This window comes from Amycolatopsis sp. FU40, assembly GCF_021903635.1.
Classification (GTDB): domain Bacteria; phylum Actinomycetota; class Actinomycetes; order Mycobacteriales; family Pseudonocardiaceae; genus Amycolatopsis; species Amycolatopsis dendrobii.
The window spans coordinates 6,066,571-6,088,699 of record NZ_CP091381.1 but is presented as its reverse complement, the minus strand read 5'-3'; the positions used below and the strand labels follow the sequence as shown (position 1 = coordinate 6,088,699).

24 protein-coding genes and 2 pseudogenes are annotated in these 22,129 nt (G+C 69.8%); 14 read left to right on the top strand and 12 right to left on the bottom strand.

What is annotated here, in order from left to right; translation table 11 throughout:
• Positions 1-14 precede the first annotated feature (14 nt).
• The gene (locus L3Q65_RS28515) at positions 15-500 is read left to right on the top strand and encodes a MaoC family dehydratase (protein WP_182890093.1); all 486 of its coding nucleotides are present in this window, start codon (positions 15-17) and stop codon (positions 498-500) included.
• On the opposite strand, the gene L3Q65_RS28510 is transcribed toward L3Q65_RS28515, so the two are convergent.
• Positions 457-1,686 (bottom strand): MFS transporter, encoded by a 1,230-nt coding sequence (locus L3Q65_RS28510; RefSeq protein ID WP_182890094.1) that lies wholly within the window; start codon positions 1,684-1,686, stop codon positions 457-459. The genes L3Q65_RS28515 and L3Q65_RS28510 overlap by 44 nt on opposite strands.
• Positions 1,687-1,771: 85 nt before the next feature.
• On the opposite strand from L3Q65_RS28510, the pseudogene L3Q65_RS47685 reads away from it, so the two are divergent.
• Positions 1,772-2,209, top strand: a pseudogene (locus L3Q65_RS47685) (aldo/keto reductase); the annotation flags it as partial.
• Between the two features lie 136 nt (positions 2,210-2,345).
• A pseudogene (locus tag L3Q65_RS47680) lies at positions 2,346-2,813 on the top strand (aldo/keto reductase); the annotation flags it as partial.
• Here the strand turns inward: L3Q65_RS47680 and L3Q65_RS28500 are convergent.
• Complete coding sequence (locus L3Q65_RS28500) at positions 2,719-4,086, bottom strand: wax ester/triacylglycerol synthase family O-acyltransferase (protein WP_237597147.1); 1,368 nt, start codon at positions 4,084-4,086, stop codon at positions 2,719-2,721. The pseudogene L3Q65_RS47680 and the gene L3Q65_RS28500 overlap by 95 nt on opposite strands.
• Before the next feature lie 183 nt (positions 4,087-4,269).
• Between L3Q65_RS28500 and L3Q65_RS28495 the strand changes: the two genes are divergently transcribed.
• Positions 4,270-5,913: a thiamine pyrophosphate-binding protein gene (locus L3Q65_RS28495; protein ID WP_237597146.1), complete on the top strand. Its 1,644-nt coding sequence runs from the start codon at positions 4,270-4,272 to the stop codon at positions 5,911-5,913.
• Position 5,914: 1 nt separating this feature from the next.
• Here the strand turns inward: L3Q65_RS28495 and L3Q65_RS28490 are convergent, their stop codons facing one another.
• On the bottom strand, positions 5,915-6,361 hold the full coding sequence (locus L3Q65_RS28490) for a MarR family winged helix-turn-helix transcriptional regulator (protein ID WP_182890097.1): 447 nt from the start codon (positions 6,359-6,361) through the stop codon (positions 5,915-5,917).
• A 63-nt stretch (positions 6,362-6,424) separates the two neighbouring features.
• Here L3Q65_RS28490 and L3Q65_RS28485 point away from each other — a divergent pair, with 63 nt between their 5' ends.
• Genes L3Q65_RS28485 through L3Q65_RS28475 form a run of 3 tightly spaced genes read left to right on the top strand, consistent with a single transcriptional unit; the run spans position 6,425 to position 8,062 of the window.
• Positions 6,425-6,793 carry a VOC family protein gene (locus L3Q65_RS28485; RefSeq protein ID WP_182890098.1) on the top strand — a complete coding sequence of 123 codons (369 nt, stop codon included), beginning with the start codon at positions 6,425-6,427 and terminating at the stop codon, positions 6,791-6,793.
• A complete protein-coding gene (locus tag L3Q65_RS28480; protein ID WP_182890099.1) occupies positions 6,786-7,637 on the top strand; it encodes an NAD(P)H-binding protein in 852 nt (283 codons plus the stop codon). The genes L3Q65_RS28485 and L3Q65_RS28480 overlap by 8 nt, the downstream gene beginning before the upstream one ends.
• On the top strand, positions 7,634-8,062 hold the full coding sequence (locus tag L3Q65_RS28475; protein ID WP_182890100.1) for an EVE domain-containing protein: 429 nt from the start codon (positions 7,634-7,636) through the stop codon (positions 8,060-8,062). Before L3Q65_RS28480 ends, L3Q65_RS28475 begins: the two co-directional genes overlap by 4 nt.
• A gap of 2 nt (positions 8,063-8,064) precedes the next feature.
• Here the strand turns inward: L3Q65_RS28475 and L3Q65_RS28470 are convergent, their stop codons facing one another.
• The gene (locus tag L3Q65_RS28470) at positions 8,065-8,742 is read right to left on the bottom strand and encodes a GntR family transcriptional regulator (protein WP_182890101.1); all 678 of its coding nucleotides are present in this window, start codon (positions 8,740-8,742) and stop codon (positions 8,065-8,067) included.
• 248 nt (positions 8,743-8,990) lie between these two features.
• Between L3Q65_RS28470 and L3Q65_RS28465 the strand changes: the two genes are divergently transcribed.
• The 3 genes from L3Q65_RS28465 to L3Q65_RS28455 all read left to right on the top strand — a co-directional run bounded on the left by L3Q65_RS28465 (position 8,991) and on the right by L3Q65_RS28455 (position 11,959).
• A complete protein-coding gene (locus tag L3Q65_RS28465; protein ID WP_182890102.1) occupies positions 8,991-10,319 on the top strand; it encodes an MFS transporter in 1,329 nt (442 codons plus the stop codon).
• A 13-nt stretch (positions 10,320-10,332) separates the two neighbouring features.
• The gene (locus tag L3Q65_RS28460; protein WP_182890103.1) at positions 10,333-10,617 is read left to right on the top strand and encodes a hypothetical protein; all 285 of its coding nucleotides are present in this window, start codon (positions 10,333-10,335) and stop codon (positions 10,615-10,617) included.
• Positions 10,618-10,687: 70 nt separating this feature from the next.
• The gene (locus L3Q65_RS28455) at positions 10,688-11,959 is read left to right on the top strand and encodes an aspartate aminotransferase family protein (RefSeq protein WP_182890104.1); all 1,272 of its coding nucleotides are present in this window, start codon (positions 10,688-10,690) and stop codon (positions 11,957-11,959) included.
• Between the two features lie 65 nt (positions 11,960-12,024).
• Here the strand turns inward: L3Q65_RS28455 and L3Q65_RS28450 are convergent, their stop codons facing one another.
• Both L3Q65_RS28450 and L3Q65_RS28445 read right to left on the bottom strand, forming a co-directional pair.
• Positions 12,025-12,999, bottom strand: coding sequence for an esterase-like activity of phytase family protein (locus L3Q65_RS28450; RefSeq protein WP_237597145.1), 975 nt, complete (start codon positions 12,997-12,999; stop codon positions 12,025-12,027).
• Between the two features lie 369 nt (positions 13,000-13,368).
• Positions 13,369-13,566, bottom strand: coding sequence for a hypothetical protein (locus tag L3Q65_RS28445; protein ID WP_182890106.1), 198 nt, complete (start codon positions 13,564-13,566; stop codon positions 13,369-13,371).
• A gap of 223 nt (positions 13,567-13,789) precedes the next feature.
• Here L3Q65_RS28445 and L3Q65_RS28440 point away from each other — a divergent pair, with 223 nt between their 5' ends.
• On the top strand, positions 13,790-14,353 hold the full coding sequence (locus L3Q65_RS28440; protein WP_237597144.1) for an NADAR family protein: 564 nt from the start codon (positions 13,790-13,792) through the stop codon (positions 14,351-14,353).
• Positions 14,354-14,374: 21 nt separating this feature from the next.
• On the opposite strand, the gene L3Q65_RS28435 is transcribed toward L3Q65_RS28440, so the two are convergent.
• The 4 genes from L3Q65_RS28435 to L3Q65_RS28420 form a co-directional block, all read right to left on the bottom strand.
• Positions 14,375-14,878, bottom strand: coding sequence for a GNAT family N-acetyltransferase (locus L3Q65_RS28435; RefSeq protein ID WP_182890108.1), 504 nt, complete (start codon positions 14,876-14,878; stop codon positions 14,375-14,377).
• A gap of 16 nt (positions 14,879-14,894) precedes the next feature.
• Positions 14,895-15,650: an IclR family transcriptional regulator gene (locus tag L3Q65_RS28430; RefSeq protein ID WP_182890109.1), complete on the bottom strand. Its 756-nt coding sequence runs from the start codon at positions 15,648-15,650 to the stop codon at positions 14,895-14,897.
• A gap of 62 nt (positions 15,651-15,712) precedes the next feature.
• Positions 15,713-17,164, bottom strand: coding sequence for a PH domain-containing protein (locus L3Q65_RS28425; RefSeq protein WP_220506918.1), 1,452 nt, complete (start codon positions 17,162-17,164; stop codon positions 15,713-15,715).
• Positions 17,165-17,238: 74 nt separating this feature from the next.
• Positions 17,239-17,751 carry a PH domain-containing protein gene (locus L3Q65_RS28420; protein ID WP_182890111.1) on the bottom strand — a complete coding sequence of 171 codons (513 nt, stop codon included), beginning with the start codon at positions 17,749-17,751 and terminating at the stop codon, positions 17,239-17,241.
• 174 nt (positions 17,752-17,925) lie between these two features.
• Here L3Q65_RS28420 and L3Q65_RS28415 point away from each other — a divergent pair, with 174 nt between their 5' ends.
• On the top strand, positions 17,926-18,840 hold the full coding sequence (locus tag L3Q65_RS28415) for a proteasome assembly chaperone family protein (RefSeq protein ID WP_237597143.1): 915 nt from the start codon (positions 17,926-17,928) through the stop codon (positions 18,838-18,840).
• A 242-nt stretch (positions 18,841-19,082) separates the two neighbouring features.
• Here the strand turns inward: L3Q65_RS28415 and L3Q65_RS28410 are convergent, their stop codons facing one another.
• Entirely contained in the window at positions 19,083-19,502 is a 420-nt protein-coding gene (locus L3Q65_RS28410) for a MarR family winged helix-turn-helix transcriptional regulator (RefSeq protein ID WP_220506782.1), read from the bottom strand.
• Positions 19,503-19,585: 83 nt separating this feature from the next.
• On the opposite strand from L3Q65_RS28410, the gene L3Q65_RS28405 reads away from it, so the two are divergent.
• On the top strand, positions 19,586-20,005 hold the full coding sequence (locus L3Q65_RS28405) for a PaaI family thioesterase (RefSeq protein ID WP_237597142.1): 420 nt from the start codon (positions 19,586-19,588) through the stop codon (positions 20,003-20,005).
• Positions 20,006-20,051: 46 nt separating this feature from the next.
• Positions 20,052-20,933 carry a class I SAM-dependent methyltransferase gene (locus tag L3Q65_RS28400; protein WP_237597141.1) on the top strand — a complete coding sequence of 294 codons (882 nt, stop codon included), beginning with the start codon at positions 20,052-20,054 and terminating at the stop codon, positions 20,931-20,933.
• Here L3Q65_RS28400 and L3Q65_RS28395 read toward each other — a convergent pair.
• On the bottom strand, positions 20,923-21,861 hold the full coding sequence (locus tag L3Q65_RS28395; protein WP_182890272.1) for an MCE family protein: 939 nt from the start codon (positions 21,859-21,861) through the stop codon (positions 20,923-20,925). The two genes, L3Q65_RS28400 and L3Q65_RS28395, sit on opposite strands and share 11 nt — an antisense overlap.
• Positions 21,862-22,129 lie beyond the last annotated feature (268 nt).

The window sequence follows — 22,129 nt, the reverse complement described above, 5'->3', positions numbered from 1 at the left end:
GCAGGCTGTCGCGTATGACCGAGTTCACCGCGCCCATCGACGACCGCTGGTTCGAGGACTACCCCGAGGGATCGGTGTACGAGTTCGGCGACACGACCGTCACCGAGGCGGAGATCATCGAGTTCGCCGGGAAGTACGACCCGCAGAGCTTCCACGTCGACCCGGTGGCGGCGAAGGAGGGCCCGTTCGGCGGGCTGATCGCGAGCGGCTGGCACACGTCGAGCCTGATGATGCGGATGTTCGCCGACCACTACCTGTCGTCGGTAGCGAGCCTCGGCAGCCCCGGCGTCGACGAGCTGCGCTGGCCGCGCCCGGTGCGGCCGGGGGACCGGCTGCGGATGCGGGCGACCGTCACCGAGGCGCGGCTGTCGAAGTCGAAGCCCGATCGCGGCCTCGTGCGCACCCGGATGGAACTGTTCAACGGCGACGACGAGCTGGTGTTCAGCGCGAGCGCGGTCAACTTCCTGTCGGTGCGGCCGGTGCCGACGGCCGGTTCGTGAGCTGCCGGATCTCGCGGCTGCACAGGGCGAGCCCGGTCGAAACGAGGACCAGCACCCCGCACGCGACGAGCACCGGCTCGCGGCCGAAGTGCTGCACGAGGGGTCCCGCCGCGATCTGCCCGAGCGGCATCGCGGCGAGCGAACCCACCATGTCGTAGGAGTACACGCGGGCGAGCCGGTCGGGCGGGATGTGTTCCTGCAGCGAAACGTCCCACGCGACGCTGAACTGCTCCATCGCGAGTCCGGCCGCCAGCATCGCGATCAGCAGCGGGACGAGCGACGGCCACCAGCCGAGCGTCAGCACCGGCAGCGCGTCCATCGTCACCAGGGCCACCCCGATGAACAGGGCGTGCCGCGGCTGCCAATGCGCGGCGACGATCCCGCCGAGGAACGCGCCCGCGGTCTGCACCGCCAGCACCAGGCCCCAGCCGGACCGTCCGAAGGTCTCGTCCGCGACGACTGGCCCGATGACCGAGAGCGCGCCGAACCCGGCGGCGTTGACGACGCCGAACTGCGCGACCACCGCCCACACCCAGGTGCGGGACCGGAACTCGTGCCACCCGTCGATCAGGTCGGCGATCGGCCTGCTGCCCGATGCCCGTTCGGTCCGCGGCAACCGGACCGCGTGATAGGCGAGCGCGGCGGCGAAGAACAGCAGCGCGTTCAGCGCCAGCGCCCAGCCGGATCCGGTCGCCGCCACCGCGACCCCGGCGACTCCGGCCCCGGCGATGCGGCCGCCGTTGATCAGCAACCGCAGCAGCGCGTTCGACGGCGCGAGCAGTTCCCTCGGCACGGTCTGCGGAGTGATCGCCCCCGCGGCGGGCAGCGACATCGCCGAGACCGCCCCGTTGACCACGCCCAGCGCGACGAGGAACGGGATCGAGGAGAATCCACAAAGGACACTCGCGGCGATGAGCGCCTGGCTGAGCCCGGCCGCGATCTCGGTGCCCTGGAGGATCACCGCGCGCGGCAGCCGGTCCGCGAGGACCCCGCCGAAAAGCAGCAGCAGGACATTCGCCAGCGACCGGGCCCCGACGACCAGCCCGAGATCCACCGCCGACCCGGTGCGGTCGAGCACCGCGAACGCGAGCGCGACCGGAGCGACCGAATTGCCGAAGGTGCCGAGCGTCCGCCCGACGGCGAGGGCACGGAAACTGCGGTGCCGCAACGGCTCCAGGAGGCTCACCGGCCGAGCCTCCCGCGGTTGTCAACCGAATAATCAGCAGCTGAGAGCACTCGCCGCGGCCAGGCGGCGGTGCTGTGCTCGACGCATGCGGACGACGACTCTTGGCCGCAGCGGCCTCGAAGTTTCCCGGATCGCCTTCGGCACCGGCGGGTTCGGCGGGCAGTGGGGCAGCTTCGACGAGGACACCGCGATCGCGGCGATCCGGAGAGCGCACGAACTCGGCATCACCCTCTTCGACACCGCCCGCGCCTACGGCACCGCCGAAACTCTCCTGGGCAAGGCGTTGTGCAGCGAGTTGGACCACCGGCGCGACAGCGTCGTCATCGCGACAAGGGGCGGGACTCATCCCGGTTCCACGCGCATCCGCGATTCGCGTCGAGAATGGCTCACACAAGGGGTGGACGACAGCCTGCGCGCGCTCGGCGTCGACCATCTCGACCTCTAACAGATCCATTGGCCCGATCCGCGGACGCCGGCGGCCGAGGTCGCCGGAACGCTGCAGGAGCTCGTGAACGCGGGCAAGATCCGCCACGCCGGAGTCTCGAACTACGACTCCGTGCAGCTCAGCGCGGTGAACGAGACAGTGGAAACCGTACCGGTGCTCCTACCACCTCTTCCGCCGCGGCGCGGAAGCCGATCCGCTCCCGTACGCCCGCGCCCGCGACCTCGGCGTGCTCGCCTACAGCGCGCTCGGCAGCGGTCTGCTCACCGGATCGCTGACCGCCGAGACGGTCTTCGATCCGGCGGACTGGCGGTCGCGGGCGTCCGCTTTCCGAGGAGAGTCCTTGCGGCACAACCTGAAGATCGTCGACCGGCTCGCCGCGTTCGCCGCGGAGCGAGGCGCGGCCGTGAGCCAGCTGGCGATCGCGTGGACGCTGGCGAAGGCCGACGTTGCCCTCGTCGGCGCCCGCCGCCCGGCCAGCATCGAGAAGAGCGCGACCGGCCTTCAGCTCACCTCGCTGAGATCGACCGGATCGTCGCTCCAGCCGTGCCCGTCGGCGGGGCCAGCCCGGAAGGCATCGACTGACCCGGCTACCCCCGGGTCGCGAACTCCAGCTCGGCAAGCGCCGTGTCGAGATGCGTCAGGATCCGCTGCAGGTGCGGGACGCTGCGCCTGCATCCGGTGACGCCGAAGTCGAGATTGTCCCCGTTGCTGGTCAGCGTGATGTTCAGGGCTTGCCCGTCCAGCAGCACCGACGCCGGGTAGATGCCGTCGAGCGCCGCGCCGTTCCAGTACATCTGCTTGCGCGGGCCGGGCACGTTCGAGATCACCAGGTTGAACGGCGGCCGCGTGTTGCCGACGACGCCGGGGATCGGCGACGCGCCAAGCTGGGCCACGTTGATCCCGGACAGCAGCAGCGTCTGCAGCGGCGAGAGCTGCGAGAACAGCTTCTTGCCGTTCGACATCGACTCCGAGATCGCGGCCAGCCGCTGCGCCGGGTCGGTCAGGTCGGTGGCCAGGTTGCACAGCAGCGCGCCGATGTTGTTGCCGGTCGCGTCCCCGGAGTCGCGGCGGCGCAGGGACACCGGGACCATCGCGACCAGCGGCGCGTCCGGCAGCGCGCTCTGTTCGATCAGGTAGTCGCGCAGCGCGCCGGAGCACATCGCGAGCACGACGTCGTTGCGGGACACGCCCGCGGCGGTGGCGACCTCGCGCACCCGGTCGAGCGGCCAGGACTGCGCGGCGAACCGGCGCGCGCCGCCGATCGGCACGTTCAGCATCGTCTTCGGCGCCTGCATCGGCAGCGTGAGCCGGTGCTCGCGGAACGCCTCGCGCGCCACCTTCGCCGCGGCCGGCGCGATCCCCGCGACCTGCTCGAGCGTCTTGCCCACCAGCGCGAACGGCGACGCCGGGGCCTTGTTGTTGTGGTGCGCGGCTGGCTTCTCGCGCGAACCCCACGGCGGCGGGCAGTCCAGGTCGTAGGGGTCGTCGGACAGCGTGCCCTGCAGATGCCGCAGCGCCGAAACGCCGTCCATCAGCGCGTGGTGGATCTTCGAATACACCGCGAACCGGCCGTCGCGCAGTCCTTCGATGAGGTGCGTTTCCCACAGCGGCCGGTGCCGGTCGAGCAGCGTGCTGTGCCAGCGCGAGGTGAGTTCGAGCAGTTCGCGGATCCGGCCCGGCTGCGGCAGCGCGGAATGCCGGAAGTGGTAGTCGAGTTCCAGATCGGTGTCGCGCGACCAGCGCACGTGCCCGACGGTGTTCACCGGACGGCTCGGCCGCATCCGGAACACGCCGCGCATGTTGTCCGATTCGAGCAGGGACCGGCGGAGATCGCGCAGATAGTCCTCGCCCGCGCCGTCGGGTTTGCGGAACAGCTGGAGCCCGCCGACGTGCATCGGGTGCTCGCGGGTCTCGACCATCAGGAACATCGAGTCGGTCACCGGCATCAACGGCATCGCGCCACCCCTTTCCGCCGCGCCGGGTACCTCGGCGTCCCCGGCACCCGGAGTGTACGCACGAAAAAGGCGGTGCCTCAGATCTCGCGGCCAGGTGGGGGACAACCGGGCCGCGCGGCGATGACAAACCCTGTCCGGTGACGTGTCTGCAGCTGCTTACGCGAGGCGGATACCATCGCTGGCGTGGCAGGACGGACTGGAGCTCAGCAGCTGGGGGACGCGCTCACGGCTCTCGGGACCGAGGTGGTGTTCGGCCTGCCGGGAGTCCACAATCTGCCGCTGTGGGAGGCGTTGGCGGACACCGGGATCCGGCTCGTCAACGTCCGGCACGAACAGACCGCGGGGTATGCCGCCGACGGTTATGCGCGCAGGACGGGAAAACTCGGCGTCGCGCTCGTGACCACCGGCCCCGGAGCGGCGAACACGCTCGGTGCGGTCGGCGAAGCGATGGCATCCGCGGCCCCGGTGCTCGTGATCGCCACCGACATTCCGTCGACGCTGCGCCGTCCGGGTGTCGTGCGCGGTGTGCTGCACGAAACCTCGGACCAGCAGGCGATGTTCGCACCGGTGACGAAGGCCGGGTTCACGGTGCACCGCGCGGACCAGATCGGCGCGACGTTGCACCGTGCCGCCCGGCTCGCGCTGATGCCGCAAAGCGGCCCGGTGTATTTGGGTATTCCGACCGATTTCCTCCGCGAGACCACGCCGCCGCGCGAACCGCCCGCGCCGCCCGCCGAACGCGTGCTCGACCTGCCCGATCTGCCTCGCGCGTCCGAGCTGCTGGCGTCCGCGCGCCGTCCGCTGATCTGGGCGGGCGGCGGCGCGTTGCGCTCCGAAGCCGGGGAAGCGATCGGGCATCTCGCCGAAAGGCTGGCCGCGCCGGTGCTCACCACCTTCGGCGCCCGCGGTCTGCTTCCGCCCGAACATCCTTGTCTGGCCCCGAATCCGGTGCACGCGCCGGAGGTCGGGCAGCTGTGGGACGAGGCCGACGTGGTGCTCGGCATCGGCACCGACTTCGACGGCCTGATGACGCAGAACTGGCAGATGCCCGCGCCGCCGAAGCTGATCGCGATCAACGTCGATGCCGGGGACGCGGCCAAGAACTACCGGCCGGACGTCACCCTGGTCGGCGACGCCCGCCGCGTCGTCGAATCCCTGCACCCGGAAACGCGGCCCGGCCTGGACGAACTCACCGCGCGGCTGGCCGGCATCGGCCGCCGGGTGCGCAGGCGCATCCGCGACGAGGAACCGCAGGCCGCCGACTTTCTGTCCACTTTGGAGGAAGTGCTCCCCGCCGACGGGACGATCGTCGCGGACATGTGCGTCGCCGGGTACTGGATCGGCGGCTTCCACCGGGTCCGCGCGCCGCGGCGGCTGGCGTACCCGATGGGCTGGGGCACGCTCGGCTACGGCTTCCCGGCGTCGCTCGGTGCGGGCGCGGCGGCCGAGGCGGCGGGCGGCGGCCGCGTTCTGTGCGTCACCGGCGACGGCGGTTTCCTTTACGCGGTAGGGGATCTGGCGACGCTCGCCGAGGAACAGCTGCCGGTGACGGTCGTGGTCGTCGACGACGGCGGCTACGGCATGCTGCGCTTCGACCAGGACCAGGAAGGCCTGCCGCACCGCGGAGTCGACTGGGACAGCCCGGATTTCGTCGGACTGGCCCGTTCGTTCGGCGTGCACGCGGACCGGGTGTCCGGCTTCGGCCGGGCGTTTCGCCGTCTGCTGAGCGAATTCGTCGAATCGGACGAGCCGAACGTGCTGGTAGTGCGCGCGAAGCTCAAGCCGCCGCTGAACACTTCGCCGCGGTGGTACCGGAAACCGCGCTGAGCTATCCGCCGTCCCGAAGCGAACTGGCCATGCTTCGCAGGATCCGGAACGCGTCCGACTGCTCGGCCTCGGTCAGCCCGGACAGCATCCTGACCTCGACGGCCCGGACCGCGGCGCTCGCCTTCTCCAGGCTCCGCCGTCCGCGCGGCGTGAGCCGGGTGGGGAGGGCCTTCCCGACGGGCGCTTCCGCGGGCCTGGTCACGTAGCCGTCCCGCTCCAGGGCCTGGAGCAGCACGTTCATCGACTGCCGGGTCACGAACGTCCCCCGCGCGAGTTCGGAGTTCGACAGGCCGGGCCGCTGCGCCAGCAGTTCGAGACACGAGTAGTGCGTCACCGTCATCCCGAGCGGGCGCAGCACCTCCTCCATGGCCGCCCGCAGCGCGCTCGACGTCTCTTTCAGCAGGTAGCCCAACGACTTGTCCAGGTCGACACCACCGTCTTGACTCATGTCAGGATTCTGACATACAGTGGCTCGTGTCAGGAACCTGACACGAAGAGAAGGAGCAGTACCGTGCCCGCCATCGGCCCCGATTTCCTCTCGCTCCAGGCGCGTGACCTGGATGCTTCCCAGGCGTTCTACGAGCGCTACCTCGGTCTCGTCCGCTCGCCTGCCGGGCCGCCGCACGCCGTCGTCTTCGAGACGAAGCCGATCGCGTTCGCCCTCCGCGAGGTCGTTCCCGGCACCGATCTCGCCTCCGTCGCCCAGCCCGGCATCGGCGCCGCGATCTGGCTGCTCGCCACCGACGTCCAGGCCGTTCACGACGCGCTCGTCGCCGACGGGCACCGGATCGTCTCCGCGCCGATCGACGGTCCCTTCGGCCGCACGTTCACCTTCGCCGACCCCGACGGCTACCACGTCACCCTCCACGACCGTGGCTGAGGCGAGCACCCTCGTTTTCGGGGCTACCGGGGCACTCGGCCAGCACGTCCTGGACGCGCTGGCCGTGCGGGGCATGAGTCCCGAGACGATCACCGCGGCCGGGCGGAACCCGGCGCGCCTCGCGGAACTCGCGTCCGCCGGGTTCCGTGCCGCGACCGTCGACCTGTCGGACGCGGCTGGCGTCGCGGAGCTGGTCAGGCGGCATTCGGACATCGTGCTGATCTCCGGACGCGACGAGAATCGCCTTGCCCAGCACGAATCGGTCATCGAAGCCGCGAAGAACGCCCGGCACGTCTACTACACCAGCGGAGTCCGCGCCGACGACGACCGGTTCGAGATCAACGCCGACCACCGGGCGACCGAGAAGGCCCTTGCCGCTTCCGGCGTGCCGTACACGATCCTGCGGAACACCTGGTACATCGAGAACTATGTCCAGTCGCTGGCCGGCCCCCGCTTCACCGGAGTTCTCGCCGCGGCGACCGGTGACGCTGTTGTCGCGGCGGCGAGCCGGAAAGACCTGGCCGAGGCGCTGGCCGTCGTGGTCGCCACCGATGGGCACGACAACGTCACGTACAGCCTTTCCGGCGACACGGACTTCACCTACGCCGACATTGCCGAAGCGATGTCGGTTGTGCTGGAGCGGGAAGTCGCCTATCGGCCGGTCGCTCCCGAGGAATTGCGGGCGCTGCTCGGCAAAACGGGAATGGACGAGGAACTGGTGAGTTTCCTGGTCAGTCTCGACGAAACCATCGCCGCCGGGGTTTTCGCGCGGGTCGGCGACGATCTGTCCCGGCTCCTCGGCAGGCCGACGACTGGCCTCGTCGAAGGGCTGACCGCAAAGTGAGCCCTTCTGGCCAGCGATTCTGGATCAACACCGTGAGCCTGGACCACGTGGAAGCCGCCATCGAGGGCGGCTTCACCCAGGCTGATCACGGTGCGGGCAAACGGCTTCGCCGGCCGCGTCCCGGCGACGAGATGATTTTCTACTCGCCGCGTACGAGTTTGCAGGGCGGCTCGCCCGTCCGGCAGTTCACCGCGTGGGCCACCATCACCGGCGAAAAACCGTACCAGGCCTACGTCAGCGACGACTTCCAGCCGTGGCGGCTCGCGGCTTCCTTCCACGCTTGCCAGCGAGTGGACGCGAAGCCGCTGGTCGGTCAGTTGTCGTTTGTCACCGACCCCGCGCATTGGGGTTTGCCGTTTCGCCGCGGCCTGTTTCCCGTGCCACAGCAGGATTTCGCGACGATCCTCGCGCGCATGACCGCGTGAGGTCAGCTGTGGTGCGCGTCCGCCTCCCAGCTGAGGAACGCGTCCAGCGTCGCTGACCGGTGTGCCCGCGCGCAGTGCTCGATCCATTCGGCTCCGGAACCGGAGCGGATCAGGTCCAGCAACTGGTCGTGTTCGGCGACCGAGGCGAGCGCGCGGGCGGGCACGAACGAGAAGGTCGAATCGCGGATCGTGGCGAGCTGGGCCCAGCCCTTCTTGACCAGGTCGACCAGGCTCGGATTGGGGCAGCGGGTGTAGAGCACCTCGTGGAACTCGTGGTTGAGCCGGGTGAATTCGACCGGTTCGAGCTGGTCGAGACCGGCGCGCATCCGGTCGTTGAGCTCGCCAGCCTCGGCGAGGTCGTCGGCCGTCAAATGCGGCGCGGCGAGCGCGGTCGCCGCGCTTTCCACGATCGCGAGCATCTGCATCGTGTGCTCGTAGCCGACCGGGTCGATCGCCGCGACGGTCGCGCCGACGTTGCGCTCGAAGTGCACCAGTCCCTCGGCTTGCAGCAGCCGCACCGCTTCCCGCACCGGGACCGTGCTCACGTCGAATTCCTTGGCCAGCGAACCCAGGACGAGCCGGTGCCCTGCCGGGTATTCGCCCGCGGTGATCCGGGACTTCAGCACTTGGTACGTGTGCTGGCTCTTGCTGAGCCCCGCCTGTTCGTGCGTTGTGGACATCCCTCGCCTCCCCTTCGCAACCCGCCGGGGCGGGGTGTCCAGGCAACCGTAACCGGTCCGTTCGCCGTGCTAAATAATATACCATCTGCCCGCTGCGGCCGCTGGCCGGAATCCGCAGGTACGCGGCCAGTTCCGACCAATGTAGACAAAAGGCCTGCTCAGTTACCTGATTGAGGCTTGTGAGGATCGTGACTAATTATATACGATCTGACGCGGCCTGAAGCACCGTCAGCAGCAGGGGAGGCGCGATGACGCGCACGTCCGGGATCAGCAGAGAGCACCGCCGGGTCGTACTGGCGGCGATGGTCGGCACGACTATCGAATGGTTCGACTTCTTCATCTACGCGATCTGCGCCGGATTGGTGTTCGCGACGCAGTATTTCGCGGTGCTCGGCAAGGACGCGCTGATCGTGTCGTTCGCGACGGTCGGCATCAGCTTCTTCTTCCGCCCGGTCGGCGCGATCATCGCCGGACATCTCGGCGACCGGCTCGGCAGGCGCGCGATGCTGATCCTCACCCTGCTGCTGATGGGGATCTCGACGGTGCTGATCGGCCTGGTGCCGAACACCGCGTCGATCGGGGTGTGGGCACCGATCATCCTGGTGCTGCTGCGCATCGTGCAGGGGCTTTCCGCGGGCGGCGAATGGGGCGGCGCGGCACTGCTCGCGGTCGAACACGCGCCCGCGCAGCGGCGCGGGCTGTACGGCGCGTTCCCGCAGATCGGCGTGCCGATCGGCTTGCTGCTGGCCAACGGCGTCCTCGCGCTGGTCACCGCGCTGACCTCGCCGGAGCAGTTCCTGGCGTGGGGCTGGCGGATCCCGTTCCTGCTGAGCGTCGTGCTGATCGTCGCCGGCCTGATGATCCGGTCGCGGGTCGCGGAAAGCCCGGTGTTCGAGGAGGTCCGCGAGAAGAAGGCGCGGTCGAGCATGCCGCTGGTGCAGTTGTTCCGGCACCACTGGAAGCTGGTCATCGCGGGTGCGCTGCTGTTCGCGGCCAACAACGCCGTCGGATACATGACCACCGGCGGATACGTGCAGTCGTACGCGACGAAGACCCTGCACCTCGGCCGTTCGACGGTGCTGATCGCGGTGATGCTGTCCGCGGTCGCCTGGCTGGTGAGCACGCTGCTCGGCGGCTGGCTCGCGGACCGGATCGGCCGCGTCCGCACCTACCAGATCGGGTTCGTCATCCAGCTGGTGTGGATGTTCCCGTTCTTCGCGCTGCTCAACACGGCCAACGTCGGACTGCTTCTGGTGGCGCTGTTCCTGTTCTCGGTCGGGCTCGGGCTCACCTACGGCCCGCAGTCCGCGCTGTACGCGGAGATGTACCCGACGACCGTCCGCTACAGCGGCGCGGCGATCTCGTACGCGATCGGCGCGGTGCTCGGCGGGGCGTTCGCGCCGACCATCGCCGAAACACTGCAGACCAGCACCGGCACGGTCTACGCGGTCGGCGGCTACCTCGCCGCGATGACCCTGATCGGCCTGGTCACCAGCTTCTTCGTCAAGGACCGGAAGGGCGCGTCGCTCAGTTCCGCGCCCGCGAACGCACAGGCAACCACCGTCGAAAACGTCTGAGCGGGGGCGCGCGATGCGGACCCAGACCCGAAGCGACTACTGCGCGTGGCTCGACGCGGCCGCCCGGGACGCGCACGACGCGATCAACCGGATCCACGTCGAGGCCTACGCCGATCTGGTCCGTGCCGCCGAGCTGTACAAGGGCGAGCTGGCATGGCGTCGTCCGGCGCGGCGGCCGGCGCCTAGTCTGCCCGGCCGGGGACAGCGCCATCGGAGCCATCGGGACTCCGGACCGCGGAATTCCGCGATGGCGCGCGTCGAGGGGTCGCGGTTCGCCGATCCCCGGCCGGGCGGGTAGAAAGGGCGGCGGCGGCCGGTCGCCGCTCCCCGCGGCACCGGCCGGTTGAGCCGACCCCCGAGGAGGAGCAATGCCGGACCAGCAGCCGAACCCGCTGTGGCACCCGTTCGCGGACATGGGCGCGGTCGACGGAAACCGGTTCGTGGTGACCCGCGGCGAGGGGTCCTATGTCTGGGACGACGCGGGCCGTCGTTACTTCGACGCCTCCGCGTCGCTGTGGTACTCGAACCTCGGCCACGGCCGTCCCGAGATCACCCGCGCGGTGACCGAGCAGCTGGAGAAGCTCGACGCGTACAACCTGTTCGGCGGCGTCGCGAACGAACCGGCGCTGAAGCTGGCTTCGCGGCTGTCCGAGCTGGCTCCGGTGCCGGGGTCGAAGGTGTTCCTCGGCTCGGGCGGCGGCGACATGGTGGACACCGCGGTGAAGATCGCGCGGTCCTACTTCGTCCACACGGGACGCCCGGACAAGACCCACGTCATCAGCCGGACCCAGGGCTACCACGGCACTCACGGATTCGGCACCGCCGCGGCCGGGATCCCGGTGAACGCGGAGGGCTGGGGCCCGCCTGCCGCGGATTTCTCCCAGGTGCCGTATGACAACGCGGCGGCACTGGAAGGGGAAATCCTCCGCGTCGGACCGGAGCGGGTCGCCGCGTTCTTCTGCGAACCGGTCATCGGCGCGGGCGGCGTGCTGCTGCCGCCGGACGGCTACATCGAGGAAGTGGCGGCGATCTGCCGCAAACACGAGGTGCTGTTCGTCGCGGACTGCGTGATCTGCGCGTGGGGCAGGCTCGGCACCTGGTACGGCATCGACCGCTGGTCGGTGCAGCCGGACCTGGTGACCACGGCGAAGGGCGTGACGAGCGGGACGATCCCGCTGGGCGTGCTGCTGGTCGCGCCGCACGTCGCGGAGCCGTTCTTCACCGGCCGCCCGGGCGCGCCGATCCTGCGCCACGGCGCGACGTACGCCGGGCACCCGGTCGCCTGCGCCGCGGCGAACGCGACGCTCGACATCTACGAGCGCGACGACATCATCCCGCGCGGCAAAGCGCTGGAGAAGCCGCTCGCGGACGCGCTTTCCGGCGCGGTCGGGCATCCGGCGGTGGCGGAAGTCCGCGCCGGGCTGGGATTCCTGGCCGCGGTGGAACTCGCGCCGGACCTGCTGGCCGCGGACCCGGGCGCGCCAGGGCGGCTGCACAAGTTCCTGCTCGAGGAGGGCGTGATCGTGCGCTCGCTCGGCAAGGGGATGGCGGTGTCGCCGCCGCTGGTCGCCGAAGAGGCGGAACTGGACCTGCTGGCCGCGGCTGTTCCCCGGGCGCTGGACCGGCTGCTGAAGAACTGACGTTCTCATGACACTGCGGCGGCGCCGGGTTTCCGGTGCCGCCGCAGCTGTCTGTCTGCGAAGGACTACTTACAGGCGAGCGTTCCGGTGCGGAGCGCGTGGTTGTCGTCGTTGTCGTCGTCGGACCACACGACCTGCTTGGTGCCGTTCGCGCAGGTCGGCGAGATCGCGAAACCCTCGTTGTTGTAGTTCGACATCCCGGACGGACGGTCGTACTGCGCGGTGACCGCGAACGCGCCCTGGGAGTTGACGTCGAGCGTGGTGGTGCGGCCCTTGCAGGTGTTGTCGCATTCGGCCCACAGGTGACCGGTCGACGGCTCGTACTCGAGGTCCATCACCGCCGGGAACCCGCTGTCGATGGTGGCGACGCGCGTGTACTTGCCGCCGGACTGGTCGAGCGCGTACGCGTAGACCTTCCCGTTGGCCTCGAGCCCGACGAAGTACAGGCCGGTCCCGTGATTCGGGTAGCTCGCCGGGTTGTAGGCGGCTTTCGTGTGCTCGTCCCGGAATTTGTGCGCGGTGAGCGCCGAGTCCGGGACCCAGGAGATGGCTTCGAGCCCCTTGTTGGGCTCGACCGACGGCAGGTCGGCGGTGAGGTCCCATTCCCCGGTCGCGTTCAGCGACTTGCCCGATCCGGAAGTCGCGTACCGGAGCACGGCGGGCTTGCTCGTGTCGCCGTCGTCGTTGTCTCGCTCGGTGGAGGTGAAGACCCCGTCCGGGGTGAAGACGACCCCTTCGGCGTCCGGGTCGCCGCTGCCGTCGGAGTAGCGCATGGACTTGCCCTCGGACCAGCCGTTGGCGGTGTCGGGCCGCCACTTCTTGCCGTCCTGGACGAGCCGGTACAGGGTGCTCGGGCCGTTCTTCACCGCCCACAGCACGGTGGGCGATTCGTACGACACGCCGCTGAGGTTGCTGCCGAAAACCCCGGAGTCGTCGGCGATGGCCACTTTCGACCCGCCGGGCCACGCCGTGGCCTTCGGGGTGGCCGCCGGCGCCGCGTGGGCCGCACCGGCCCCGACCGCGAGCGCGAGGACCGACAACGCGACGGTGACCCGGATTTTTCCACGCCGATGTGTTCCACGCTGGTGCGCAAGCAAAGGAGCCGCTCCTTCTGTCCGTCGGGCACGGGTGCAGGGCCGTGCCGAGGTGGTCGCTGCTGACAAGCGGCGGTCCCGCTGAAGCGGGACTTACAGCAGTGGGTGATCGACAGTGGAGCACAACGCGTGGCCGGTAAGCAACAAACAGCAGGTGACGTTGTTCCGGTGATCGGCACGGCGGTTGCGCGCCGGGCCGATCACCGTGGTGTCAACGGGCAAACGGGTTCTCCGGTGATCTCCATCGGTCGCGGATGCCCTGTCGCCCGTCGTGCGGCAAGCACCGGGTGTCGCACGACGGGCATCGGGCGGACGTCACCGGGCGACGGTCCGCCACACCGGCACGTTCACGACCGCCGCAGGCATGCCGGGTGCCCCGCTGTCCCCGGGAACGACCGTGAACCGCCATTTGTCCACCCCGCCGCCCATGATTTCGGCATAGCGGCGAGCACCGTCCGCGTTCGCGAAGCGGACCTGCTGACCACTGGCGAGGTGGGTGATCTTGACCGCCACACTGCCTCCTGGGGATCGATCGACGGACACGTTCTGCCTGGGTGCCGGCCCGCGGAGCTTCCCCCTCCGGGGCCGGCCCGACCAGTAGAACACGTGTTCGATTCCGGCGGCAATCCAGGTCCCCCTCCCGAGCGACCCTGGCCGGGACCGGGCGGCCGCGGCCGCGGGGCGGCGGCCGAAATCGGTTCCTCGACAGGGATCGGCGCTGCGAGACTGCCGTCTCATGGAGGAGAACCCGCGGGACGTCGCCGAGCTGACCGACCGGATGAGCCGCGGACAGCGAGCCAAGTTCCTGTTCTTCTGGGGACACCGGCCGGAGAGCGACGGAAGCGCCGGGCGGGGCTGTCTGAGCCAGTGGTGGCCGGCGCCCTTCACTGTGGACGGCCGGACGTTCGCTACGGCCGAGCACTACATGATGTGGCGGAAGGCACTGCTGTTCGGTGACGAAACGAACGCCGAGCGGATCCTGGAAGTCCGGCATCCGCGACAGGCCAAGGAGCTGGGACGCGGCGTCGCGGGCTTCGACCAGGATCAGTGGGACGCCCGCCGCGGCGAGATCGTGCTCGCCGGCAGCGTCGCCAAGTTCGGGCAGCACCCGGAGCTGCGTCGGTTCCTGCTGAGCACGGGGAAGCGGGTGCTGGTGGAGGCGAGCCCGCTTGACCGGGTGTGGGGCATCGGGCTGACCGCGGACGATCCGGACGCGGAGAATCCGGCGCGATGGCGCGGGCTGAACCTGCTGGGCTTCGCGCTGACGCAGGCCCGGACGATCCTGGCGGAATCAGCCTGAGCGGCCGCGAAATCGCTTGTGCTACAAGGAAATCCGAACCATAGCCACCCTCGGCCACCGGTCCAGCCCTCGCGCGATCTCCGCCCGCCGGATCTCCCGCAGCGCCGGTCCCTGCTCATCGTCGGCCAGCACGCGGAACCCGAGCCGCTCGTAGTAGGGCGCGTTCCACGGCACCTCGGCGAACGTCGTCAGCGTCAGCCCGGACAACCCGCGCTCCGCGGCCCACTCGCCGACAGTCTCGATCAGCGCCCGCCCCACTCCGCGGCGCGCGTGGCTCGGCAGCAGCGAAACCTGTTCCACGTGCCCGAAACCGTCGACCTCCTCGGCGAGCACGTACGCGGCGATCGTCCCGTCGTCGTCCCAGACCCAGCATCGGCCGGCGGACTGGAACACCGAGAGCTCCTCGACCGAGGGCGGTGCGTCGTCGGCGATCTCGGCCATGCCGACGGACCGGAACGGTTCTCCGGCGGCACGTTCGAGGTCAGGCAGCACCGTAAGGTCGGCAGGGGCGGCGAGACGGATCACTGGCCCGACCTTACGGCTACACGGAGTACTCGGAAATCGCTTTTCCGATCTGCTCCGCGTAAGCACGCAGCGCGGTGATGGCCCGCTCGCGCTCCGCGTCGCCGACGCGGGTGGCCGGTCCGACCAGGCTCAGCACGCTCGGCCGGAGCCGGTCCGCGTCGACCGGCACCGAGCAGGCCCACACGCCGTCCTCGATCTCGCCCCAGCTCTGCGCGTAGCGGTTGGCCAGCGCGTGTTTGAGGGCGTCGCGGACCTCGGTGCCGCGCTCATCGGCGATCCGGGCGACCTGGCGTTCGCGTTCTCCGTCGGGCAGCAGCGCGAGCAGCATCTTCCCGGTCGCTCCGACACCGAGCGGGATGGAATGCCCCGGCTGGAACGTGAACCGCATCGCGCGGTCGCATTCGACCCGGTCGCTGCACACCGCGAAGTCGCCGAAGTGCTGGAACAGCAGGATCGTCTCGCCGAGTTCGCGCGCGGCCTCCTCCATCGTCGGCCGCGCGATCCGCGCCAGGTCGTTCGCGAGGCGGGCGGCGCGCGCGAGCGGCATCACGCGGCTGGTGACGTGGTACCGCCCGGACCGCGACTCCTCGAGCAATTGCAGCTCTTTCAGCAGCTGCACGTAGCGATAGGTGGTGGCGACCGGGCTGCCGATCACCCCGGCGAGTTCCGCCACGCTGGCCTCCCAGCGCTGTTCGGTGAACGACAACAGCAACTGGAGCACTTTCCGGGAACTGTTGGCACCGGCCGTGCGACGGAGCCCGGGTTCAGACATCCTGAAACCTCTTCGTGAGAGCACCGAATTCAGTCACGAACGCGTCGGTAAATTACCACAGGTCACGGTTTTTCTGACACAGCAATAAACGGGGTCAGCAATCCGGGGACGGCGGCGTCGGCGAGCGCGAGCCCGGTGCCCTGTTCGACGTCGAGCACGCGGTAGTGCCCGCGGCCCGCGGCGATCGGCGCGGTGACGGTGACCAGCCCGGCCCGCCGCTGGAACAGCGACTGGTGCACGACGATCCCGGTGAGCCGGTCGCGCCGGACAGCGACCGTCGCCCTGGCCAGCGACCCGGAACGGGTCACGAGGTACCGGCCGGTGATCGCGTGGCCGAGCGAGCGGTACCGGTCGAAGCCGACCAAGACCGCGAACGGCAGCAGCACGAGCGCGGCCTGCCACGGCCATTCCGGCAGGACATCGAGCCAGGCCAGGGCGAACAGCGCGGCCGAGAGCGCCAGCACGGAGAAGACGGCACGGGTGATCCGGCGGGTCCGCGCGCGCGGGGAATGCCGGACGAGGGGGACATTCGCGAAGTCCTCGCCGAGCACCTCGCCCGCGATCTCCCTGGCCTTCCCGGCCGGAGCAGGCGGCAGCAACAGGCCGCCGCCGCGGTCGGCGCCCTTGCCCTCGCGCAGTCCGGCCGCGACCGCGACGCACTTCGCGCCGCCGACCATCCGCAGCGGCAACGGTTCCTTGATCTCGACCCCGCGCAGCCGGTCCTCCTCGATCGACACCGACCGCGTCGTGATCAGCCCGCGCCGGATGTGCAGCGTGCCGCCTGGTTCGCGGGTGAGCCGGAAGTTCCAGAACGACAACACGTATCCGCCGACCGACAACACCGACACCAGCACGAGCAGCCCGGCCGCCGCCAGCACCACGGTGAGCCACACCGGTTGTTCGAGCGCGCGGGCGGTGAGGTCGCGGACCGGCCCGAAACTCGTCGGATCGAAATGCAGTTCGTGCGCGAAGTGATAGACCGTGCCGAGGATCGCGGCGACCACCGCGAGTCCGGACAGCGTGAACGGCGCGTAGCGCACCCAGCGCTTGTCGACCTCGGCGACGAGCGACTCCGGCGGTTGCGCCGCTTGCGTTTCGGCCGGTTTCCGGTGCAGCAGCAAGGTCCGCAGCCGCTGGGCCTCCGCGCGAGTGACCGCGTCGAGCACCAGTTGGTCCTTGCCCGGTCCCTTGCCGTGATCGTGCCTTCCGGTACCGATTCGTACTGCCGACAGCGAGAAAAGCCGATGTTTCGGTTCCGAAAGCACGTCTACGGCACGGATTCGATCGCGCGGAATGGCGCGTTGCTTGCGCAGCAGCAACCCGGTGTGCCATTCGATCTGGGTCGCGGTGACGCGGTAGCGCGAGGTGAGACAGTGCGAAATGCCGACGCCGATCGTCACCGCGGTGGCGGCGAGACCGATCCACTGCCAGTAATTCCCGTGGCCGAGCACCAGCGCGCCAACGAGCACCGGCAGCGACTTCACCAGGTCGAGAACCGGGCGGATCAGCAACATCCGGCGATCGAGACGATGCCAGGGCGCGTCGCCGGTGCCTTCGGCGGCGACCGGCGGGGAGGGTGCGGTCGCGTTCACGTCGCGTCCCCGCGAACGGCCTGGGTGGTGCGGGTCAGCTCGTCGGCCAGCGCGACCGCGACGTCCCGGTCGAGTCCGGAGACGCGCAGCGGACCGGCGGCGGACGCCGTCGTGACGGTGAGCCGGGCCAGCCCGAACAGTTGCTCCAGCGGGCCGCGTTCGACGTCCACCGTCTGGATCCGCGAGATCGGCGCGATCCGCCACTCCTGCTTCAGCCAGCCGGACTGGGTGTAGACGGCCTCGCCGGTGACTTCCCAGCGATGCACGCGGTAGCGCCACTGCGGCATGACGAGCAGATGAAGCGGGGCCAGCACGCAGGAGAGCAGCAGTGTCACCGTGAGCCACGACGGCGGGTCGTCCGCGGTCGCGACCACCACCGCCTGCACCGCGAGCACGAGCAGCCAGCCCGCCCCCGCCGACGCCGCCCAGTGGCCGATCGCCCGGCGGCTCACCCGGTGTTCGGGCGGACGCAGCCGCAGTTCAAGCGTGGTGGATTCCTCGGTGTTCACCTGCTCAGAGTGCCCGACCGGAGGCGTCGATGCCCACGACAAGTGTCACGATGCCCCGATCCGGGGTGGGTGGCGAGTGCAGGGCGTTACTATTTCTGCCGCGCGCGGGATGGAAACGCAGCCGGGCGGCGTTGTATCGCGTACGTCCGTGCAAGCGAGCAGCAGGAGGATCCGGTGGGACTCGATCCCGAGGAACTGTACGAGGTGGACTCGGACGTCCCCGACCTGGACGGAGCGGTGCTTCTGCACTTCTTCGAGGGCTTCATGGACGCGGGCTCGGCCGGGCGGCTGGTCACCGACCACCTCACCGGCGAGGTCGAGAACCGGGTCGTCGCGCGGTTCGACGTCGACCGGCTCATCGACTACCGGTCCCGACGCCCGTCGATGATCTACGCGGTCGACCACTGGGAGGAATACGAGGCCCCCGAGCTGGTCGTGCGCCTGCTGCACGACGACGACGGCATCCCGTTCCTGCTGCTGTCCGGCCCCGAGCCGGATCGCGAATGGGAGCTGTTCGCGGCCGCCGTGCGGCAGCTGGTGGAACGCTGGGGCGTGCGGCTCACCGTGGGATACCACGGGATTCCGATGGGAGCCCCGCACACGCGCCCGCTCGGCGTCACCGCGCACGCGACCCGCGAGCACCTGGTCGGCGAGCATCAGCCGCTGCCGAACCGCATGCAGGTCCCCGGCAGCGCCGCCGCGATGCTGGAGTACCGCTTCGGCGAATGGGGCCACGACGCGATGGGCTTCGCCGCGCACGTGCCGCACTACCTGGCGCAGTCGACCTACCCGGCCGCCGCGCTGACGATCCTCGACTCGGTCGGCAAGGCCACCGGCCTGCGCCTGCCCGACGGCGAACTGCGCACCGCGGCCGAGGTGGCCAAGGCGGAGATCGACCGCCAGGTCGCCGAATCCGAGGAATCCGCCGACGTGGTGCGCGCGCTGGAACGTCAGTACGACACGTTCACCGAAGCCTCCGCGCACAGCCTGCTCGCCGAATCACAGGAGCACATGCCGACGGCGGACGAACTGGGCTCGCAGTTCGAGCGGTTTCTCGCCGAACAGGGCGGGGACGGCTCCGAACGCTGAGCCGAGAGGTAAGCAACGCCTGCGGATCGGACCGTCTGCCAGGCCCACCAGAGCCGGGCCGTCATGATCGCCACCCCGGACATGATGGGGCTCGCACGTTGCCGCGAGGCAGCGGGGGCGGGTGTGGCGGGTGACATCTGGTGAAGCTAGCCGGTCCGCGCCTGGCCGGGTACCCGGACAGGGCCCCTCACGAACGCCTAGGCGTCGCTGCCCGCACGCGCCGCGGTCAGGGGGATCAGGACTCAGCCTGGCCAGCCGGCCAGATACCGCAGCGCCTCGCTGGTCGGCCCGAACGCGTCTCCGAGCAGCGCGTGCAGTTCGCGGTTGAACGACTCGATCACCGGCCGCAACCGGGCGATCGTCGCGGTCCCCTCCGCGGTCAGGTCCAGCACCAGCGCCCGGTGCTGTTCCGGATGCGGCTGCCGGACGATCAGTCCCGCGTCGATCAACCGCCCGGTCATCGCCGTGATTGCCGATTCGCGCTGGCCCAGTTCGGCGGCCAGTTCCCGCTGGGTGAGCCCGGGCTGGTCGTACACCGCGAGCAGCGCGCCGAGCTGTGCGGTCGTCACGCCGCCCGCGGCGAGGCAGCGCCGGTCACCCTCGACGCGCAGCCGGTGGGCCGCGCTCTGCAGCAGGAAGAAGAGTCGTTCGTCGGCGGCCATGCGGGGATCTTGACAGCGTTCTCTTCTCGCCGCCATCCTCACTTCACTACTGAAGTACTTCACTACTGAAGTGAGGGCTGAAAATGGACTTAGACTTCGCGCGCGCCGGGCTCGCCGCGCAACCGTTCAGCGTCCTGCTCGGCGCGCGGGTCGAGGAGTTCGGAGACGGACGCGCGGTGCTGGAACTGGACGTCCGCGACGACCTCCGGCAGCAGAACGGCTACCTGCACGGCGGCGTCCTCGCCTACGCCGCGGACAACGCGCTCACCTTCGCCGCCGGAACCGTGCTCGGCCCGCAGTTGCTCACGAGCGGTTTCTCGATCGACTACCTCGTGCCCGCCGACGGCGTACTGCTGCGCGCGGAAGCGGTGGTCGTCCAAGCGAGCCGTTCGCGGGCAACGTGCCGCTGCGATCTGTACACAGTGGACAGAGAAGGAAACTCGGCGTTATGCGCGGCCGCACAGGGATCCGCGGTGGTCAGGCGATCGGCTACTCCCGGGTAGACCGGGCAGTGCGGGACGGTGTCCGGTTGTCGGCTATCGTCCCGGGATGAACCAGGAAAGCCAAGATCGGCTGACGACAAGGACTTTGGGCCCTGCGCTGCGCCGGAAGGCCGGCCTGGTGCTGCGCCGGGCCGCGGCCCGCCTGCACGATCCGCACGCCGAGCAGCTCGCCGAATTGCGTTCGGAACTGCGCGCGGAACTGGAACGGACGCGCGAGGATCTGCGGTCCGAGATCGTCCGGCAGGGGGATCGCCTGCTGGACCGCGTGGTCGAGTTCGAGATCCGCAGCCGCCGCGACATCGTGTACGCAGGCGATCAGGACGCGGCGTTGGAGAGCAACGTCTTCGCGCGCGAAAGCCTGATCGGGGCACAGCATTTCGGCAGCCCGAAGGAAACGCTGGAGTACGCGCTTTCCCTCGCGCCGACCGGCGGGATGGCGCTGGAGTTCGGCGTCGCGTCCGGCAACACGTTGCGCACCATCACCGCCGCGCGCGAGGCGACCGAGGTGTACGGCTTCGATTCGTTCGACGGCCTGCCCGAGGCGTGGCTCAACGGCATGCCCGCCGGCGCCTTCGCCCGTGACGACCTGCCCGACGTGCCGGGAGCCGAACTCGTCGTCGGCCTGTTCTCCGACAGCCTGCCCGGATTCCTGGAGAAGCACCCCGGCCCGGTCGATTTCCTGCACGTCGACGGCGATCTCTACAGCTCGGCGAAGACGGTGCTGGACAACGTCGGCCCGCGGCTGCGCGTCGGCAGCATCGTGCACTTCGACGAGTTCTTCAACTTCCCCGGCTGGAAACGGCACGAGTACCGGGCGTGGACCGAGCACGTCGCGAAGACCGGCGTCGAGTTCGCCTACGAGGCTTATACGTACAACGACAACCAGGTCACCGTGCGGATCACCGGCGGGCCGGGGCTCATGGACTGAAGCAGCCGTGCTCGTTGACCGGTCCGAGCGCGGGAAGGATCAGGCCGCACAGGTAACCGTCGATCCATCGGCCGTTGCCGGTGAGATTCGCGGCGAAGCGGACGAGCGGGGCCAGTGCGCGGATTCCGTCCGCGAGCGAGGCGCGGTTTCGTTCGAGCAGCGCGGTGAGCCGGTCGAGCTGGGTGAGCACCGGGCCGAGTTCGCGGTCGTTGTCGGCGACGAGCCCGGACACTTCGCTGCTCAACCGGCGGGCTCCGGCGAGCAGCGACTGAATGGCCGATTCGCGTTTCCGCACCTCGTCCAGCAACTGATTGCCGTCGGTGAGAAGCCGGGTCAGCTGGGTGTCGCGGTCGGCGAGCGTGGCGGAAACTGTGCGCGCCTGAGCCAAAAGGTGAGCCAGTTTCGTGTCGCGGGCGGAGAGGGAATCGGACAGCCGTGACAGTCCGGTCAGTGTGGCTCGGACGTCGGCCGGGGTGTGCGCGAAGGTGCCGGAAATGGCGCGGAAGCTTTGCGCCAACTGGGTGGTGTCGATGGCGTCGACGGTCGTGGCCAGCTGCCGGAAGGCGGGCAGGACGTCATACGGAACCGTGGTCCGGTCGCGCGGGATCGGCGTGTCCGGATCCAGCGAGCCGACGCCGACCGGATCAAGCGCGAGATACTTCTGCCCCAGCAACGTTTTAATCCGGATCGCCGCGGATGTCCGGTCCCCGAGCCAGGCCCCTGATACGCGGAACGCCACCCGGACGGACGCGCCGTCGAGCGAAACCTCCGACACCCGGCCGACTTTCACTCCCGCGACCCGGACGTCGTTGCCGGTCTGGAGCCCCGCGGCCTCGCTGAATTCCGCGGCATACGCGGTGCCGTCGCCGATGAGCGGCAGATTCGGCGCCTGAAGCGCGGCGAGGACGCCGAGGACGAGCACAGTCATCCCGGCGAGAGCGGTGCGCACGGGGCGCCGGTCGGGATGCACAGCGTGGATAGTGGCTCGCCCGCCCGGGTGAGGCCACTCACGCCACCCGAATGGGCGCTTTCCCGTTGTGTCCACTTAGGACGATGGAGCTTCCCGCCCTGCGCACGGTTCATTTTCTGGTGCCGCACCGGCGGCCCCCGCCGTGTGCCATTCTGGCCTGGCGGGCGGACGTGATCGGAGTCATCGGAACATCCGGTGCGGGTCGTCCGTTGAAGGGGTGTGCAGG